The organism is Colwellia sp. MB02u-6, from assembly GCF_014077095.1.
Lineage (GTDB): Bacteria > Pseudomonadota > Gammaproteobacteria > Enterobacterales > Alteromonadaceae > Cognaticolwellia.
In genome coordinates this window covers 44,788-62,732 of record NZ_JACGVG010000015.1, presented here as the reverse complement: position 1 = coordinate 62,732, position 17,945 = coordinate 44,788, and the positions used below count along the sequence as shown (strand labels likewise).

At 40.8% G+C, this 17,945-nt stretch carries 16 protein-coding genes; 5 read left to right on the top strand and 11 right to left on the bottom strand.

The window, feature by feature from the left end:
- Positions 1–15: 15 nt before the first annotated feature.
- The 10 genes from H4J46_RS00500 to H4J46_RS00455 form a co-directional block, all read right to left on the bottom strand.
- Positions 16–3,162: a complex I subunit 5 family protein gene (locus H4J46_RS00500; RefSeq protein ID WP_259365618.1), complete on the bottom strand. Its 3,147-nt coding sequence runs from the start codon at positions 3,160–3,162 to the stop codon at positions 16–18.
- Between the two features lie 2 nt (positions 3,163–3,164).
- Complete coding sequence (locus H4J46_RS00495) at positions 3,165–4,703, bottom strand: complex I subunit 5 family protein (RefSeq protein ID WP_182231643.1); 1,539 nt, start codon at positions 4,701–4,703, stop codon at positions 3,165–3,167.
- Positions 4,703–4,999, bottom strand: a complete 297-nt coding sequence (locus tag H4J46_RS00490; protein ID WP_182231642.1) for a cation:proton antiporter subunit C — start codon at positions 4,997–4,999, stop codon at positions 4,703–4,705. The genes H4J46_RS00495 and H4J46_RS00490 overlap by 1 nt, the downstream gene beginning before the upstream one ends.
- Positions 4,996–5,745 carry an MnhB domain-containing protein gene (locus tag H4J46_RS00485; protein WP_182231641.1) on the bottom strand — a complete coding sequence of 250 codons (750 nt, stop codon included), beginning with the start codon at positions 5,743–5,745 and terminating at the stop codon, positions 4,996–4,998. The genes H4J46_RS00490 and H4J46_RS00485 overlap by 4 nt, the downstream gene beginning before the upstream one ends.
- Positions 5,738–6,049, bottom strand: coding sequence for a hydrogenase subunit MbhD domain-containing protein (locus H4J46_RS00480; protein ID WP_310650186.1), 312 nt, complete (start codon positions 6,047–6,049; stop codon positions 5,738–5,740). Before H4J46_RS00480 ends, H4J46_RS00485 begins: the two co-directional genes overlap by 8 nt.
- Positions 6,046–6,369 (bottom strand): monovalent cation/H(+) antiporter subunit G, encoded by a 324-nt coding sequence (locus tag H4J46_RS00475; RefSeq protein WP_182231640.1) that lies wholly within the window; start codon positions 6,367–6,369, stop codon positions 6,046–6,048. Before H4J46_RS00475 ends, H4J46_RS00480 begins: the two co-directional genes overlap by 4 nt.
- Complete coding sequence (locus H4J46_RS00470) at positions 6,366–6,623, bottom strand: monovalent cation/H+ antiporter complex subunit F (protein WP_182190842.1); 258 nt, start codon at positions 6,621–6,623, stop codon at positions 6,366–6,368. Before H4J46_RS00470 ends, H4J46_RS00475 begins: the two co-directional genes overlap by 4 nt.
- Positions 6,623–7,195, bottom strand: a complete 573-nt coding sequence (locus H4J46_RS00465) for a Na+/H+ antiporter subunit E (protein WP_182231639.1) — start codon at positions 7,193–7,195, stop codon at positions 6,623–6,625. The genes H4J46_RS00470 and H4J46_RS00465 overlap by 1 nt, the downstream gene beginning before the upstream one ends.
- Positions 7,196–7,926: 731 nt before the next feature.
- The gene (gene nhaR, locus H4J46_RS00460; protein WP_182231638.1) at positions 7,927–8,832 is read right to left on the bottom strand and encodes a transcriptional activator NhaR; all 906 of its coding nucleotides are present in this window, start codon (positions 8,830–8,832) and stop codon (positions 7,927–7,929) included.
- 396 nt (positions 8,833–9,228) lie between these two features.
- Entirely contained in the window at positions 9,229–9,753 is a 525-nt protein-coding gene (locus H4J46_RS00455) for a gamma carbonic anhydrase family protein (RefSeq protein WP_182231637.1), read from the bottom strand.
- 279 nt (positions 9,754–10,032) lie between these two features.
- Between H4J46_RS00455 and H4J46_RS00450 the strand changes: the two genes are divergently transcribed.
- From H4J46_RS00450 to H4J46_RS00430, 5 genes are all read left to right on the top strand, one after another.
- Positions 10,033–11,571, top strand: a complete 1,539-nt coding sequence (locus H4J46_RS00450; RefSeq protein ID WP_182231636.1) for a Re/Si-specific NAD(P)(+) transhydrogenase subunit alpha — start codon at positions 10,033–10,035, stop codon at positions 11,569–11,571.
- An 11-nt stretch (positions 11,572–11,582) separates the two neighbouring features.
- Positions 11,583–12,986 (top strand): Re/Si-specific NAD(P)(+) transhydrogenase subunit beta, encoded by a 1,404-nt coding sequence (pntB, locus tag H4J46_RS00445; protein ID WP_182231635.1) that lies wholly within the window; start codon positions 11,583–11,585, stop codon positions 12,984–12,986.
- Between the two features lie 519 nt (positions 12,987–13,505).
- Positions 13,506–14,942: an alanine/glycine:cation symporter family protein gene (locus H4J46_RS00440; protein WP_310650185.1), complete on the top strand. Its 1,437-nt coding sequence runs from the start codon at positions 13,506–13,508 to the stop codon at positions 14,940–14,942.
- A gap of 127 nt (positions 14,943–15,069) precedes the next feature.
- Positions 15,070–16,419: a DEAD/DEAH box helicase gene (locus H4J46_RS00435; RefSeq protein ID WP_182231634.1), complete on the top strand. Its 1,350-nt coding sequence runs from the start codon at positions 15,070–15,072 to the stop codon at positions 16,417–16,419.
- A gap of 39 nt (positions 16,420–16,458) precedes the next feature.
- On the top strand, positions 16,459–17,100 hold the full coding sequence (locus H4J46_RS00430; protein WP_182231633.1) for a hypothetical protein: 642 nt from the start codon (positions 16,459–16,461) through the stop codon (positions 17,098–17,100).
- Positions 17,101–17,227: 127 nt separating this feature from the next.
- On the opposite strand, the gene H4J46_RS00425 is transcribed toward H4J46_RS00430, so the two are convergent.
- A complete protein-coding gene (locus tag H4J46_RS00425; protein WP_182231632.1) occupies positions 17,228–17,422 on the bottom strand; it encodes a hypothetical protein in 195 nt (64 codons plus the stop codon).
- Positions 17,423–17,945: the final 523 nt, after the last annotated feature.

Sequence of the window (17,945 nt, the reverse complement as noted above, 5' to 3'; positions counted from 1 at the left end):
ATTAGACAAATTGGCTTAAGTTAAAAAGGCATAGAGTAGAGTGGCTAGCATAACAACCATGATAGTGCCTGGCCTATCAAGCGTTAATTGTTTGCTTAAACGCCTTGATACACTTAGTGACCATAGGTGTAAATGACCCAGCATCATGTCGATATATAGAGCGATACTGGCATTTAAATTAGCAATTATTTGCCAAGTTTTAGTGCTTAAACTTGCTAATGCTTGATAGACAATTAATAGATCGCCAGCCGGAGGTACGGGTAATTTAGCGCGTAGCTTTTTGGTGACAAAAATGATCAAAAAACCGATAAACGCTGGCCAAACAGCAGACCAACTTAGCGTTGAAACGATTGTCTGAAACTGCTTGAATTCAAATGGCGGTGTGTAAAAATAGCTTAAACACATCAAGGCTGAAAGCACTGTTGGCAAGATAAGTCGCCAATTGGGTTTAGCACTCGATGCATTTAATATCGCCTGCTCTCTCATCAGTTCGATAAACCGGCCCATCAGCAATGTGGTACCTATAGCTGACATAACCAGTAACGTGGAGAACAATGGCCAGCTTGAAGTGGCATCTTTGAGTGCTGCTTTGGCTAAGGCACCACTGCTTAGTGGCAAGCCGATTAATGATAGCGCTGGAACTAATACTAGTAGCCACAAGAATGGAGTGAGCTTATGGCCGGGTTTTAATGCTGAACTGAGCCCAACACAAAAAAATAAGCTTGCCTTGGCAAAACCATGATGCATAGCAAAAAGTACTATGGCGGGCAACAATAATGCCCAGCTGTCAGGGTTCGCTAAAGCAAACCCAATACTGGCAACTATAATGCCGAGCTGACTAACCGTGGAGTAAGCTAATACGGTTTTAGCATTGTCTTGCAATGCGCCATAAATGGCAGCCAAGAAAGTGGCGGTAAAACCAAGCACCATCATAGGTTGGGCCAAGACATTGATGCTTGCATCTCCTAAGGGCAGAAAACGTATCCAACCTAACAAACCTACTTTCACCATAACCGCACTGAGCAGGGCACTAGCGGGTATTGGTGCCACAGGGTGCGCTTTGGGCAGCCAGACATGCAAAGTGGCCAAACCGGCTTTAACGCCAAAACCGATAATCAATAATGTTGCAACCCAAACAACAGGTAACTCGTTTGTGCTAAATTCAGCGTAATAAGTTTTCCCCACTAAGCCAAGAAATAACACTATTTCTGAAAATATCACCCACCGGATATAAGTTGTTGCCGCCGACTTTGCTTCGTCACTTTCTGAATGCAAGATCAGCGGGTAAGCAGAGAAACTCATCAGTGCAAAAAAAGCAATAAAGGATGAAATTTCTTGCGCTAACACCACGCCAAGGTTACCTATCATGGTTATGATAAAGAATAAGTAAAAACGGTGTTTTTTGTTATCGTTAGTCATATAAGTTTGGGCATAAAGCGCGGCAATAAACCAAATGGCTGCGGTTAATAGTAAAAATGACTGCTCCACTTTATCTTCATTAACCACAAGTATCGCCCCTAATAATGCCGGTAGTGGGGCAAGCGGGATCAAACGAATGACTTTAGCGCGTAAAGTTTTAAACACCATCGCGAATAATAATAAAGTGGGTAAAATCAATACCCAAAGGTGACCCGTACTGTATTTAAGTGCTATGTCTGAAATATCTGGGAAAATGGCTTGGTACTCCCGCGAGGCAATTAAGGCAGACCAAGTGAGTGGGCTATAAGCACTTGAGGCAAATAACCCAACGGCTAAGGCGAAAAAAGCGGTAATCAAAGGTGGTAGTAGTAGCATCCAATGTGTTTCTAAACGCAATTTAGCTACTTCTTTGGGCCACGGCTGATCTTGCTCTTTAAACCAAATGGCATGAATGATCGGTAAAAAATAGCTGGCATTTAATAGACTACTAATGGCCAGTACGCCGAGCACCCAATAGGCCTGTGCCTCTAATGCACCCACACCTAAATACCATTTAGACACAAAACCGGCGATAGGTGGCACACCAATCATGCCAAATGCAGCAATGGTGAACGCTGCCATAGTAAGGGGCATACGTTTACCTGCACCATTCATTTGGCTGATTTTATGAACGCCTAGGGTTTCTGCAAGATTACCTGCACAGAAAAATAGCGTGATTTTCATTAAACCCTGATGCACTAAGTGCACTAGGCCACCAATAGTAGCTATTGGCCCTGCAATCGCAGTACCGAGCGCGATATAAGAGACCTGACTTACGGTTGAATAGGCTAAGCGCCTTTTAAGATCATCCTGACTCAAAGCTTTAACTGAGCCATAGATGATGGTGAAGCCAGCAATAACGGCCAGTAAAACGGTTAGTCCTAAATCACTGGCAAATTCGATACCATAAATATCATAAACAACGCGCACGATACCAAACGCGCCAGCTTTGACAACGGCAACTGCATGCAACAAGGCACTTACCGGTGCCGGTGCGGCCATTGAAATAGGTAACCAAGCATGCAAAGGGAATAGAGCGGCTTTAACACCTAGCCCTGCTATGAGTAAGAAAAAAATGATCTGTAAATGGCTGTTGTCTAATCCAGGCAACTCAGCTAACAAACCTGCTGAGGTAAAGTCGAGTGGTCCAGCTAGCACTTTTAGCCAAACCACACCGGTTAGCAGCAATACACCGCCTATCATGGTATAAATAAGATAGGTGCGGGCAGCTTTAATTGATGCCACGTTGCCTTTGTGGGCAATTAGCGGGTAGGTAACGAGTGTCAGTAATTCATAAAAAATTAAAAAGGTGACTAAATTGCCAGCAAGCGCTAAGCCTATTGTGGCACCAACACATAAGCTAAAAAAGGCAAAAAATCGGCTGCGATTAGCGCTATTTTTAAAATAGCCGATGGCATAAATAGTTGTAAACAACCATAACAGCCCTGACAAGCTGACAAATAAAAGTGACAGTGCATCGCCGTGAAGAACAAAGTCAATATTAGGTAACAGTGGCAGGCGTGTTTCAAAGTCTAAGCCATTGACCACACCTGACAACAACATGGCGATTAGGGCAAGTGTTATCAGTGCGCCGCCAATATTTAGGCTTCGACGCTGCAAGACTCTATGCTCAGGTGTCGCCATAACGGCCAAACCAACTAAAATAGGACAAATGACAATGAATGCAGGTAATAGTGTGCTCATGTTCATATATCATTTACCTCACTGACTGTATTACTAATATTAAGAATAAACTCTGCATTAAAACCTAACGCTAGGGTGATCAGCGCAAGTATTAGGGCGACTGTTGTCATAACGTTTGACACTGGTACTGACGATACTGACGATACTGGCGCTGTCGATTTTACTGCGCGCGACTCAATAACAGCGGGGTCTGTAGAAAAGGCCAAACTTAATACCTTGAACAAATACATTGCCCCTAAGAGTCCGCCTGTAATGACGACGATTACCCACCACCACTGACCACTTTCGATAGCCGTGGTTAGTAGTAACCATTTGGCGATAAAGCCAGCACTCGGCGGTAAACCAATAAGGCTGATGCCCGCAATAGCAAAGACTAAAACATTAAGTGGCTCGCGCACCGCGATACCCTTGAGTTGAGCAATCTCGCCATCACCTTGCGCTAAGATTAAATTGCCAGCTGCTAAAAACATTGCCGCTTTTGCGCATGCATGTGCAACGATGAAATAGACTGCTGCTTGTGATGCAGAGCCAGTAAACGAGCTAACCCCCATTGAGTATTCACTTAAGGGAAACAATAAAAATATGTAGCCAAGTTGGGCAACCGTAGAATAAGCAATAAGCAGCTTTAATTGTGTGGCACGAAATGCGCACCATGAGCCATAAATAATGCCTGCACCACCCAAAGCACCTAACACTTGAGAAGCACCCAAGGTGGTGGTTTCGCCTAATACGTCGAACCAAAACTTTATTAAGATATACAATGAAGCCTTAACTACTAGCGCAGAAAGTATCGCGCTAACGGGTGTTGGGGCATTTGCATGTGCGGGTGGTAACCAAAAATGCAGTGGAAACAGAGCTATCTTGAGCAGAAGTCCAATAGTGATTAGGATCATCGCGACCTTATCAGGAAAACTATGGTTGGTTGTCTCAGCTATTTGCATTAAATCTAGCGTGCCATGGCTACGATAGAGAATGGCAATGGCGAACAAGTAAAAAAGTGAACCTAATAGACCGACTAACAAATACCTTAATGCGGCTTGTAAGGCGGCGCGATTGCCTTGCAGGGCAACCAAGGCGGCGGCAGAGAGTCCAATAATCTCTAGACAGACATAAATATTAAAAGCATCAGCTGACATAAACAAGGCACTAAGCCCTGAGATTAATAACCACCACAGGGGCCAAAAACGTAAGCTTTTGTCGCTAGCACTATATTTACCTGAAAAATATGAGGCGCTATACAGGGTTATTAATAGCGTAAGCAAGCCTGTTAGTGCGAGCATCAAGATTGAAAAACCATCAACAATGAGATCGATGCCAAGAGGGGCTCCCCAACCTCCAATGATATAGCGCTCACTTTGATCAGTTTTTTCATGTAAAAACAGTAGCGTTGTTAACCCAATCAGCAAAAATTGCGCCAGTGAAAAACATATATTTATCGGGCCTTGTAGCCGATTTTGGCCGATAAGATACGCTATTATTGCTGCCAATAAAGGCAAAAATACTATGGCTGGCAAGAGTAGCGATGAGCTTAGGTCATTCATCACTTGCTTTGCTCTTGGCTAGACTGATCAATGTGATGAATTCGCACCATTAGATTAAGGGCGAGTGCGGTGCCTGCTACGGCGATGACAATGCCGGTCAACACCAGAGCATGAGGCAATGGGTCAACCACCAGTGGATTGCGTTTAGCTAAGGCAATCAAGAACATAAAGATACCCACACCCATGACATTGAGCGCCAGTATTTTTCGCATCACATGGCTAGCCACCACCACACCAAAAAAGCCAATAGCAAAAAGTGCTAAGCCAGCCATAGAGTAAAATAATGCAGAGGTCATTCTATAGTCCGGTGTTTATTGTCGGTAATTGATAAATTTTCATTAGCAATAAAGCTGCTATAAAGTGAGGCTAATGCAAGGGTTATTGAGACCGTAGCGCAGGTTTCTATTAACAGTATCAGCAGGCCAGAAAATGCTAGGGGATAAGTGAGTAAGCTGCCTTCAAACCAAATAAGGGCTGTGCCTATGGTGATAAATACACCCAAACTAAGCACTAACAAAACACGTGCTATAGGAGAGGTGTAGTTAATTTGATAAGTATCACTTTGAAACAGAAGCACGCTAGCACCTGCCAACAAAGCGCCAGCTTGGAATGCACCACCAGGCTGATGGGCACCCGCCCAAAGTAAATAGCCGGCAAAAATAACCACAGCGGGTGCAATCCAACACTGCAGTGCCGATAGCACCAAATTTTGTTTATTTACTTCGATGCGTTTAAAGAATGGAGTATGGTGATCACGCGTTGGTAAAATAGCCAGCACAACCACTAGTAGCACGGCGATTTCAAGCAAGGTGTCGTAGGCGCGAAAGTTGAGTAACACAGCGGTAACTGGGTTAGTAACACCACTAAGCTCAATATTCTGAGTAATTACAGTGGCTAGGCCAGTGTTATGTCCCTTATCGCTAAGTACTATTGTTATCGTTACGGCTAATAAAAGCCCGGCAACCAATACTGAGGCAATTAAACTTAATGCACTTTTATCGACTGGGGGGCCGTCATATTCAATATCTAATTTGTTAAACATGCTCTTTAGTATCCTTTTGACTTGTCTTAGCGTTAGTCAGATTTGGCTCAATTGCTTTTGTGCGATGAGGCCTAATTCGATTCCATGCAGCCAGCAATAAAGCGCCAGTGATGCCTGCACCAATAGCGGCTTCGGCAATAGCGACGTCAAAGGCCCCAAGCTGTCCCCAAGCAATAGCGGCTAAAAGGCCTAAACAAACAAAAAATACGATACAGCGAAAAAGTGACAGAGAAAAAATACTCATCCAGCCAAGGGTGAGCATACTGAAGATTAACAGAGCATCAAAAATCACCACTAGGTTCACAATTTACTCTCAACTGAAGGTGGTACTGGTGTTTTTAAGGATTGCTCGTTAATTACTTGAGAGGCGATTAAATAGCTGCAAGCGGCACTGGAGAATATAACCAAGCCCCAAACAAGCACTAACTTAAAGCCATCAGTAAGTGAAGACAGTTGTGGTAATAATCCAATGACCATTAATCCAAGACCAAGATTGTCAGCCTTGGTTAGTGCATGTAGGCGACTGAGTACATCGGGGAATCGTATTAAACCAACCGTGCCAGCAAAGAAAAAAAATAGCCCGGCTAAGCTAAATATCACACTAAAAATATCCGCTAAATTCATTGAGATTTACCTCTAAGTTGGGTGAAAGTTACAATCGTTATCGACGTTAACAACGCAAGTACTAAGGCGACATCAAGCAGATAAGGCTGATCTTGAATAACCGACAGAAGTGCCAATATAGCAACACCGATAGTACCCACTAGCTGCGTTGTCAAAATACAATCTGCGTAACTTGGTGCGCGCAAGACAAACAGCAAACTTAACAGCAGTAAAATAGCTAACACTATGGTGGCAATTACTAATAGGGTTATCATCACTTTTCACCATCAATAAGCGGTTGAACACTAGTGCCTAAAAGCTGTTTAATACGTATTTGGCAATCGTCTATTTCGGCCTGATTAAAGGTGTTCATATCCAGCACATGAATGGTGAGTTCTTGAGCATTTTGTCTAGCACTTACGGTACCGGGCAATAAACTTAGTACCTGCATAAAGGTAAACACTTGCGAGTCATTGGCTAAATCTGTGTGATATTTTATAAAGCCAGGCGAAAGCTTTAGCTTGGGGCTAAGTGCCAGTTTAGTGATAGACCATCCGCCTCGCAGAGACTGAACATAGAAGTAATATAAAAATGATAGAATACTGAATGGTTTTTTTAGCCACTGATGTCGTTTTTTTTGTTGTGGCGCTAAATAGAGGCTAAGCACGCTAGCCATGGCAATAAAAACAATACCTAGGCCAAGAGAATTTTGCTGCCAACGGGTAAGTAAGCCCCAAAATAGGCTAAATAAAGCGAACCGAATCAAGAATTTCCAGCTGAATATTGAGCGAAAGTTGAACGCAGATGGTGAACTAGACAATTCATTATTTTGCTTGATAATTTTCATTTCTTCCCTAAATATCTAAGTCAATATTCACTTTATAAAAAGTTACGTTCAAGTTTATAATAGGTTGATATAAAGTTAATGTAGCGTTTATTTCAGATACATTGATAAAAATGCAGTTTCGGTCACAGAAGAGAAAATAAAAAGTCGAATTAAACGACATATTAAGTCGGATTTATCGAGTAAGAGTATTGCAACTGAAATTAATGCAGCAGTGAGGTGTTAAATAACAGCGTTAAAATTAAGTCTTAGTTGTAACTAATTATTGTCGCCTCAGATGAAATTAACTTGGCTATTCATATTTGGCGCATCAGGTTTTAAGGGGCAGTTGTTAGTAAAGTAGCTATTAGCTTTCAGTTAAAAGCAACAACTCAAAGTTTACTTTGTCTTTTGGTTTTTTTGCATCAAGTTATGCGTTGCTTGACCAATGTAGGGTGGACTTTAGTCCATAAGATTAAATGAAATTTAACTGGTTTTGGTCTAAATGGTGAACGAAAAAATAATAGCGCGCTGAAAATTATTTTTGACCCATAGCCTTAACCATTAGGCTACACGGTTTTCGGGCTACAAAGGGCCAAAAAAGGCCTATAAAAAAAGAGTTTTTATTGAGATAGAATAAATAAGGGATGGTGATTACAATTAAGCACATTATTGGACAGGCACAAGCTTTGAACAATGTTACTTAATTAGTCAATATGTACTCCAACTTGAAGTAGCACCGCTATTAGTAAAGCTTAATAACGGAAGATGCAGGTTCTTGCCGTTTTACAAATAGCTAAAACGGCAGGGTGGCTGACTTTACGCTCGGCCGAAATCGCATAAAACCTATGTTTTACATCATCAGTTTGGCCAATAATTTGCACACCAAAGTTCTGACAAACCTCATCGGCTATTGCTGTCGGCATAAAGAAAACACCAAGACCTCGTTGGCCGAATGACTTTATTAAAGCACTGTCATCAAACTGGCCAACAACATTAGGAAATATCTTCTGCTTATGTATCCACTGATCAAATAACTGCCTGATGCCAAATTGTGTTGTGGGTAGTAACATTGGCGCGTGGTGCAGAGATTTTGGAAAGTTTGGTGCTAAGCTTTCTTTCAATTCAGGTGCGCCAAAAAACGTCAAGCCAGATTCGCCAAGGTAATGATTAAAAACACTAGTTCCCAAGGTATTGTTAGTCGGAGCATCACTGATAACCATGTCTAATTTGTGCATAGACAGGTCAGCCAATAGACTTAAAACAGGACCTTCTGTGCTGATTAAGTTAAGACCACCAGGTATCAGCAATGCGGGTTCAATAATTTTACAGACAATAGTTTTAGGTAGCGAACTGGCGACACCGACCATAAACTCAGTCTGGTTACATGAAGCAGAACTTCGCATCACACCACCGAGCTCATGGCCTAATTTAAAAATTTCATCAGCGTATTTCAGCGCGGTTCTACCCGGTTCTGTTAACACCAAATTTCTGCCCTGTTTTTCAAACAAGGCGCAGCCCATGCGAGCCTCTAATAGTGAGAGTTGGCCACTAATGGTATGAGGTGTTATATGTAAGCGTTTACTTGCCTTAGCTATACTGCCTTCATGTGCTACAGCCCAGAAGTAACGCAAATGTTTATAGTTAATAAGCTCAGACAAAAGTAAAACACCTCAAGGCTTTTAATAGTGAAAATTGCAATATAACCAGCGCGATGACAAGGCTATTGTTAATTTAATAATAACTTATACTAAGGCTTCTATATTACAAAGTTTTAATTTTTATAAACTTAAATTTTCTTAACAAAATATGGCGGTTACTAAGACCTTAAATAATACATAAAACAAATCATTAGAAAATCTATATTAAATAGTTTGGGTTAATTTTTCCTTTAAAAGTCCTAGTATGACGCTAATTTTTTCTTAACATAAGCCATTTTTTGTGGCTCATGTTAACGATTTAACTCAGGACGCCTAAGGCTTTTTCTCCGCCATTATAGCACTCAAAAAGGTGGTGAAAATGCTAGCCTAGCTAAAGCCATTTCATTGTAGTAATAATCACGAATCTACTGGAGCTAGGTCTTTTAAATAACGTTGACCATTTTCAACATAGTGCATAGCTGATTTAGTGAACATTTCTTGGGTTGACTCATCAAGCACTTTAATGACTTTAGCCGGCGAGCCTAAAACGAGATGTCCGTCAGGCACTTGCATGTTCTCAGTAACCAAGCTGTTAGCCCCAATTAAGCAATTTTTGCCAATGTTAGCACCATTGAGTACCACCGCATTCATTCCCACTAGGGTATTTTCTCCTATGGTGCAACCATGCAACATCACTTTGTGGCCCACAGTAACATTGCGCCCTACGGTCATTGGGAATTGAGCGTCAACATGTAAAATTGAGCCGTCTTGAATATTGGTATTCTCACCAATGTTAATGCTAGCAACATCAGCACGAATGACCACGTTAAACCAAATACTAGTACTTTCGCCTAGGGTAACGTCGCCTATTAGTGTGGCATTGGGGGCTATAAAATTACTCTTATTTAAGTTGGGTACTAAGTCAGCCAATCGATAAATCATCTGTTTTTCCTTTTTTCGAATTTATCCCTTTATATTAATCTATTCCCGTTAGAGAGCAAATTAGACCTTTAAGCGATAATTATAATGCTTACGTTATACTAAAAATAACCCAGCTTGATGTATGAAGATTAAGCAATTAATGGTAAAACATTACAAGTAGTTAGTAATAATAATAATTTTAACGTCCAGTCGGATGAGATACTTAACAAATAAGCTCAACAGATAAGACTATGTGCTGAGTTTATTATTAGGTGTTCCATGTCTAAATAAAGGTGATATATGATTATTGGTATACCGAAAGAAACATTGTCAGGTGAAAACCGAGTCGCTAGTGCCCCAACTGCAGTTGTGTCATTACTCAAGCTTGGTTTTGAGGTGAAAATACAAAAAGGTTGTGGTACTAAAGCAAGCTTTACGGATCAAGAATTTATTGACGCCGGTGCCAGTGTTGCGGTTAAGAAGAATGTTTGGCAGTCTGATATTATCTTTAAAGTAAATCCTCCTACACTTGACGAAATTGCTGCAATGAAGGAGGGGGCTTATCTCGTTGGTTTTATTGTGCCTGCACAAAATGAGGATATTTTAGCGGCGTTAAAAGATAAAAAAATCACCACCTTAGCCATGGAGATGGTGCCAAGAATGACCCGCAGTCAATCAATGGATGCGTTAAGCTCGATGGCCAACATTGCTGGTTATCGTGCCGTTATTGAAGCGACACATCAGTTTGGCCGTTTTTTAACTGGTCAAATAACCGCTGCTGGTAAAATGCCACCCGCTAAAGTCATGATTATTGGTGCTGGTGTCGCCGGTTTAGCTGCCATAGGGACAGCAAGTAGCTTAGGGGCGATTGTGCGAGCATTTGACACCCGCCCCGAAGTTAAAGAACAAATAGAAAGCATGGGTGCTGAGTTTCTTGAGCTTGATTATGAAGAGCCGGAAGACACAGGCTCTGGTGATGGTTATGCAAAAGAGATGAGCACAGCTTTTATTGATGCAGAAATGGCCTTGTTTGCTGAGCAAGCAAAAGATGTTGATATCATTATTACCACCGCTATGATCCCAGGCAAACCCGCGCCTAAGCTTATTACAACTGCAATGGTTGAATCGATGAAAACGGGCAGTATTATTGTTGATTTAGCAGCAGCTGGCGGCGGTAATTGTGAATTAACCCAAGCAGGTAAAGTAGTTAATGAAAAAGGTGTGAAAATAATTGGTTACACCGATCTAGTTTCTCGCTTACCGAATCAAGCATCACAGTTATATGCGAATAATTTAGTCAGCTTAGCAAAACTCTTGTGTAAAGAAAAAGACGGTACGCTTAATATTAATTTTGACGATGTCGTTATTCGCAATATGACCGTTGTTAAAGCAAATGAAATTACTTTTCCACCACCTCCTATTCAAGTTAGCGCTGCGCCTGTTAAACCTAAAGCTGAAGCAGTTAAAGCGCCTGAAGTTAAAGTTAAAGAACCGGTAAGCCCAGTAAAAAAATATAGCCTGATGGCTGCTGGTGCTTTGCTTTTTGCTTGGGTTGCCAGTGTGGCTCCTGCGGATTTTCTTTCTCATTTTACCGTCTTTGTTTTGGCCTGTGTTATTGGTTACAACGTGGTGTGGAATGTTAGCCATTCGCTGCATACACCCCTGATGAGTGTAACCAATGCCATTTCTGGCATTATTATTGTTGGCGCAATTCTACAGGTGGGCAATAGTAATCCACTAATACAAGTGCTCGCCGGTGTCGCAATACTTATTGCCACTATCAACATTGTTGGTGGCTTTGTTGTCACTAAACGTATGTTAAAAATGTTTAGAAAATAAGGGACACTTTAATGGAATTTTCTCAAGGTTTAATCAGTGCAGCTTACATTATTGCTGCGTTATTGTTCATTTTTAGCTTGGCAGGACTCAGTAAACAACAAACGGCTGAAACAGGCAATTGGTATGGTATTGTCGGTATGGCCATCGCGCTTATTGCGACCATTGCCGATCCTCGTGTCGACAATGTTTGGATTATTTTAGTGACTATGGTGATCGGCGCTATCATTGGCTTGCGGCTAGCGAAAAAAGTTGAAATGACCCAAATGCCAGAATTAGTGGCCATACTGCACAGTTTTGTTGGTTTAGCGGCGGTATTAGTTGGCTTTAATAGCTATTTTGAAATGGGCCATTCGGTAATGACCACCTTTAGTGACAGTCAACAAATGGCGGTTAATATTCATTTAGTGGAAGTGTTTCTTGGGGTATTTATTGGCTCGGTCACCTTTACCGGTTCAATTGTCGCATTTGCCAAGTTGCGAGGTATCATTAACTCAGCCGCACTCATGTTACCTCAGCGACATAAGTTAAATTTAGTGGCGGGCATCATAGCCATTGTTTTGCTAGTGACTTTTGTTCAACAAGGGGGTGGTGATAACACATTATATCTGATGACCTTCATTGCCCTAGTTTTTGGTTGGCATTTAGTCGCCTCCATTGGCGGTGCAGATATGCCAGTGGTGGTGTCTATGCTCAATTCATACTCAGGTTGGGCAGCCGCAGCGGCAGGCTTTATGCTTAATAATGATTTGTTAATTGTGACCGGCGCATTAGTGGGTTCATCAGGGGCTATTCTTTCTTACATTATGTGTAAAGCCATGAACCGCTCTTTTATCAGTGTTATCGCTGGGGGGTTTGGTACCAATGTCGTTATAGACACAGAGACTGATTACGGTGATCACATTGAAATTAACGCAGAATCGGTAGCCGATATGTTGAACGGGGCAAAGTCGGTTATTATTACACCAGGTTACGGTATGGCAGTAGCGCAAGCACAGTATCCGGTTTATGAAATGACTCAAGCTTTAAAGGCTAAAGGTATTGATGTGCGCTTTGCTATTCACCCGGTGGCAGGACGCTTACCTGGGCATATGAATGTGTTATTAGCCGAAGCTAAAGTGCCTTACGATATTGTGCTTAGCATGGATGAAATTAATGATGACTTTGCTAAAACTGATGTGGTTTTAGTGATAGGTGCAAACGATACGGTAAATCCAGCAGCGGCTGAAGATCCAACTAGCCCGATTGCGGGTATGCCGGTACTAGAAGTTTGGCACGCGAAAAATGTTATTGTCTTTAAGCGCTCAATGAACACAGGTTATGCTGGCGTACAAAATCCATTGTTTTTTAAAGACAACACTCAAATGTTGTTTGGCGATGCAAAAGACTCGGTTGAACAAATATTTAAGGCTTTGTAATTTGCTAGATTAAAGCGTCAATAAACAAGTGATGTTAAAAATGCCGATAAGCGATTATCGGCATTTTTTATGGATACGACCCAGTCCAACAATATAAAACATGCTAAAAACTGACCTTAGCTACAAGGTTACTAGCCATAAACTACTTTCTACGATACGAGTTGCCCTTGGTTTTAGTCGCTATGCTAATGATAAAGTTATATATCTCACAGATAATTTTGTTAAGCTACTGAAGATAAAAGCCATTACTCAGTTCATTTTGAGTTAATCAAGCGCTTTAGTTTTTTTATCGACTAATGATTAGCCTGCGTTGATGCTTTAGTATTAAATTCTTAAGCGATAGCTAATATTTACCTTATTAGCGTTATCTCAGAAGAAAAATTTATCTAAATAATAAAAATTTTCTTCCAACAATAAACAATTAATAGCAATTTTAATATAGCTAAACCTAAGCAGAGTGAATAGCTTTCGGTTATTCAATCTGCGCTATTACTAACCATAGAACCTTCGGAGAATAATGTGGTAGAAGCAAGTGTAATTGCACCCAGTGTCATTGAATTATGGGTCGGCACTATTAACGGTTATTTATGGGGCAGTATTTTAATTTATCTGCTGAGTGCTTGTGGGATCTGGTTTACGTTTCGTTTGAAAGGGCTACAAATCACGCGGTTTTTTCACATGTTTACTATTCTAAAAACCAGTCGTAAAAGCTCTAGCCAGGGTATTTCTTCTTTTCAAGCGCTGTGCACATCGTTGGCGGCGCGGGTTGGTACGGGCAACTTAATGGGCGTAGCCGTGGCTATTTCACTGGGTGGTGCCGGTGCTGTTTTTTGGATGTGGTTAATTGCTTTAGTCGGTATGGCAACAGCATTCGCTGAAAGTGCTCTAGGGCAGCTCTATAAAGAACGCGACAGCTTAGGTAATTTTCGTGGTGGCCCCGCGTATTATATGAGTAAAGGTTTAAAGAATAAAAAATTAGCTATCACCTTCTCACTTTGTTTATTTTTTGGTTATGGCTTTGTTTTTAGTGCTGTGCAGGCGAATTCTATTACCAGTGCATTTAATGGCTCGTACGGCTTTAATCCACTTTACACGGGTATCGTTATTACTATTGCCGCGGCTTTTATTATTTTTGGCGGACTAAAAAATATTGCCCGTTTTGCTGAGCTCACCGTGCCTTTTATGGGCTTACTTTATTTATTGGTTTGCTTTAGTGTTATTGGCTTAAATATCGAAAAAGTGCCGATGATTATTAGTGATATTTTCGCCTCAGCATTAGGTTTAAAAGAAGCTGGTAGTGGTCTGGTGGGTGCGGCGATAGTACAAGGGGTTAAACGTGGCTTGTATTCTAATGAAGCCGGTATGGGTAGCGCGCCTAATGCTGCCGCTGCTGCAGAGCCTTTTCCTCCGCATCCTGTTTCACAAGGTTATATTCAAATGTTGGCCGTATTCTTTGACACGATTGTCATATGTTCATGTACGGCAATTTTGATCTTACTTTTTAAAGATACTGGCAGCCAAGCGCAAGGCATTCAATTAACGCAACAAGCCCTTAGCCATCAAGTAGGGGCTTGGGGAAGCGACTTTATTACTATCGCCATATTGCTGTTTGCCTTTACCTCGATAGTGGCAAATTTCGCCTATGCCGATAATAATTTAAAGTATTTAAATATGGATAATTTTCTTGGACGATGGTTTTTACGTATTGGTTTTCTGTTAATGTTGGTCTTTGGCTCTGTAGCGACCTTACCTGAGGTGATCGCTTTAGCCGACTTGTCGACAGGATTAATGACCATTTTTAATGTTACGGCGTTATTTATGCTTTCTAAAGTGGTGGTGCAAATAACCAAAGATTATCACAACCAACAAGATAAAGGCCTATTACCCACTTACCAGCCTGATGAAGAGGAGCAACAACGCTTTAATTTAACCAAAGGCATTTGGCATGAAAAGTAGCTGAAAAAATTGGTATTGATTTAATACAGGCAAGTGTTAATAAAGCTGCTATACTGCGCGACTTAATATTTTGGCGTACTGCTTTATAGCAGGTGCGTTTTTACGATAATACAGAAATGGTGATGTGATGAGTGTGGATGCAATAGGTTTATCGGCTAACTTACTAAAAGCGGTAAAAGCATGCGGTTATAAAAATTTAACGCCGATTCAACAACAAGCTATTCCTGTTATTCGTACCGGTGTTGATGTTTTAGCCAGTGCTCAAACAGGGACCGGGAAAACAGCGGCTTTTACTTTGCCTATCCTTGATAGTTTAGCGAAAAAAGTGAAGCCTAATGTTGATGGATTTGACACTACAACGACTGTTAAAGCGCTCATTTTAACGCCTACACGTGAGTTGGCTGCACAAATTGCAAAAAATGTAGAAACCTATGGTGAGTTTTTACCCTTGCGCTCGGGTGTCGTTTTTGGTGGTGTTAATATGCCACCGCAAACTAAAATGCTTAAAAGTGGTGTCGATGTCTTAGTGGCAACACCAGGACGTTTAATTGAGCATCTTGAACAGCGCAACTTAGATTTGTCTCAAGTGCAGTTTCTTGTGCTTGATGAAGCAGACCGTATGCTTGATATGGGCTTTTATAACGACATAGAACGTATTGTGGCAATGATCAAGGCAAAACATCAAACCTTGATGTTTTCTGCGACATTTTCAAATAAAGTTAAAACGTTAGCAAAGAAAATTCTGAAAACACCAAAAACCATCGAAGTAGCACGTCAAAACTCTACTTCAGGTAAAGTAAAGCAATCGGTTTACTGGGTTTCTGAAACCCGTAAAGCTGAACTATTGTCGGAGCTTATTGGAGTTAACAATTGGCAGCAGGTATTAGTTTTTGCTGGCACTAAAGAAAGTGCGAATATTTTAGCGAATGAGTTGAAACTTGACGGTATAAAAACTGCCTTATGTCATGGTGATAAAACTCAAGGTGCGCGTAATAAAGCACTAGAGCAATTTGTTGATGGCAGTGTTCGGGTTTTAGTCGCTACTGATGTCGCTGCGCGTGGCCTTGATATTGTTAATTTACCTTATGTAGTTAACTATCATTTACCTTTTTTGCCTGAAGATTATGTACATCGTATTGGTCGCACAGGCCGAGCAGGTAAATCAGGTACCGCTATATCCTTAGTTAGCCCTAAAGATGAGCAGTTTCTTGATAATATTGAAGCGTTAATTGAGCGTAAGTTTGAGCGTATTGTCGTACCTGGTTATGAATTAGACCGACCTTTACCTGCACATTATGAGGGTAAAGAAGATGCGCCATTAAAGAAAAGCCGTTATAAAGCCACACAAGATAAGAATCAATTACTGGCGCGTAAAAAGGCTGAAGCCACACCAGCAGCTAAGCGCAGAGCAAAAGAGAAAACTAAAACTCAAAAAAATGCTCCAGTAAGTAAAACAGCAAATAAAAGACGTAAATAGTATTTTTAAGTGCTTTGATAATAACGTAGGTTAGTATTTATGCAGTTTGATAACACTGATATCGACGTCCCCTTTAACTATCGACATCACTGCTGGTTTTGTGCTGAGCCAGCAGGGCACTCTTTCACTTTCCCCCATTCAAAGCATTTAGTTTTTGACTGCTCGCATGACCCATTGACTTTACCTAGTTGTGCAGAATGCGCGCGTGCGGCTAACCAAGCCGAAGTGCGTAGCATTTGGCAAGTTGAAAAAATTGTCAAAGTGTATTTAATTGAAAAGTATCGTAAAGATCTCGCTATTGGACTGAATTGGACACAAGACGAATTAGCGAATGCTGGCTTTGAAGAGGGCAGCTTTGCAGGATTTCAAAAAAGCGCTTGGTTTATGTATGAAGTAGCAAGAGACCGAGTGAATTTTCATGGCTGGCCGTTAGCGCTTAATGGCATTGAATTGGTTAACGAAGATGTAGACCTAGCGTTTTGTTTTGATGGTGTGAGTTATCCTAGTATCGATCAGGCGATGGAACATTATAGTGTTAATTTTGCACTTGATTTGGCGTTTTTACGCCGAGTAATGGCAAAAGTTGGCCCAAAAAGTTTTGCTAAAGCAGTAAGGTTTTGCCGCTTATATGTGGGTGCAACAGCCAATGAAAAGTCACTTGCGTTACGTGAATTTAGTTAGTAGTTTTATGACTATTATTACTCAGGTAGTACTGATTTTATAGTGAGTATCCGTTAGCCCCCCAACCTAGACCTTTCCACTTCAAGCCGAGCGAATAAAATACTGAGATTAGCCTTTGAAAGCGAAACTAAAATTTTTGCGCATATAACGCCTGATCTGCACGCAGAAAAAAACGGTTTACACCGTCAGCTCTGTTCATAAAAGCTAAGCCTAGGCTACCGGCTACATTATACTTTGTTAATAATATATTTTTAGCCATGGCGCGTTTAATTTGTTCGTCAAAACTACGACGGCTACCTAACTGAGTTAAACTATCCTGCATCGCTTGATGATATTTACCGCGTTACTTAAAGGGTTGATTAATAAGTCATGCAGTTCACTCAAGACTTTATCATTAGTCATACTGATGGGAATGTTAACTGCATAAGTGATTATACCAAAAAATTGATCATTAAGTTTTAATTCAAACTGACGCTTTGCTTTAGTCTGTCGGCTATCTCTAGCTGTCGTATTTATATCAGGATATTTAAAATAAATACTTTTAAAATCAAGGTTTTTTTCTACTTCAACCGCAAAAATATTGATAAGTTATTTTACATTTAACGTGGTTTGTAATTGTTTAAGCAAGGCTAAATTACCTTGTCTCTCTTGTTTACTTTTTTAAAATAATGTAAGGACATTAAATGTAGAGTTAGGGTGATTAACAACATTAACTGTGGCGATAGTTTTCTTTGCTAATTTTGACATTAAACTTTTATTTTTATATTTGTAATTATCTCAACGCCAAAATCATACTTACTATGTAAATTAACAAATATTTTATTGATAGTTTAATGGATATTGTC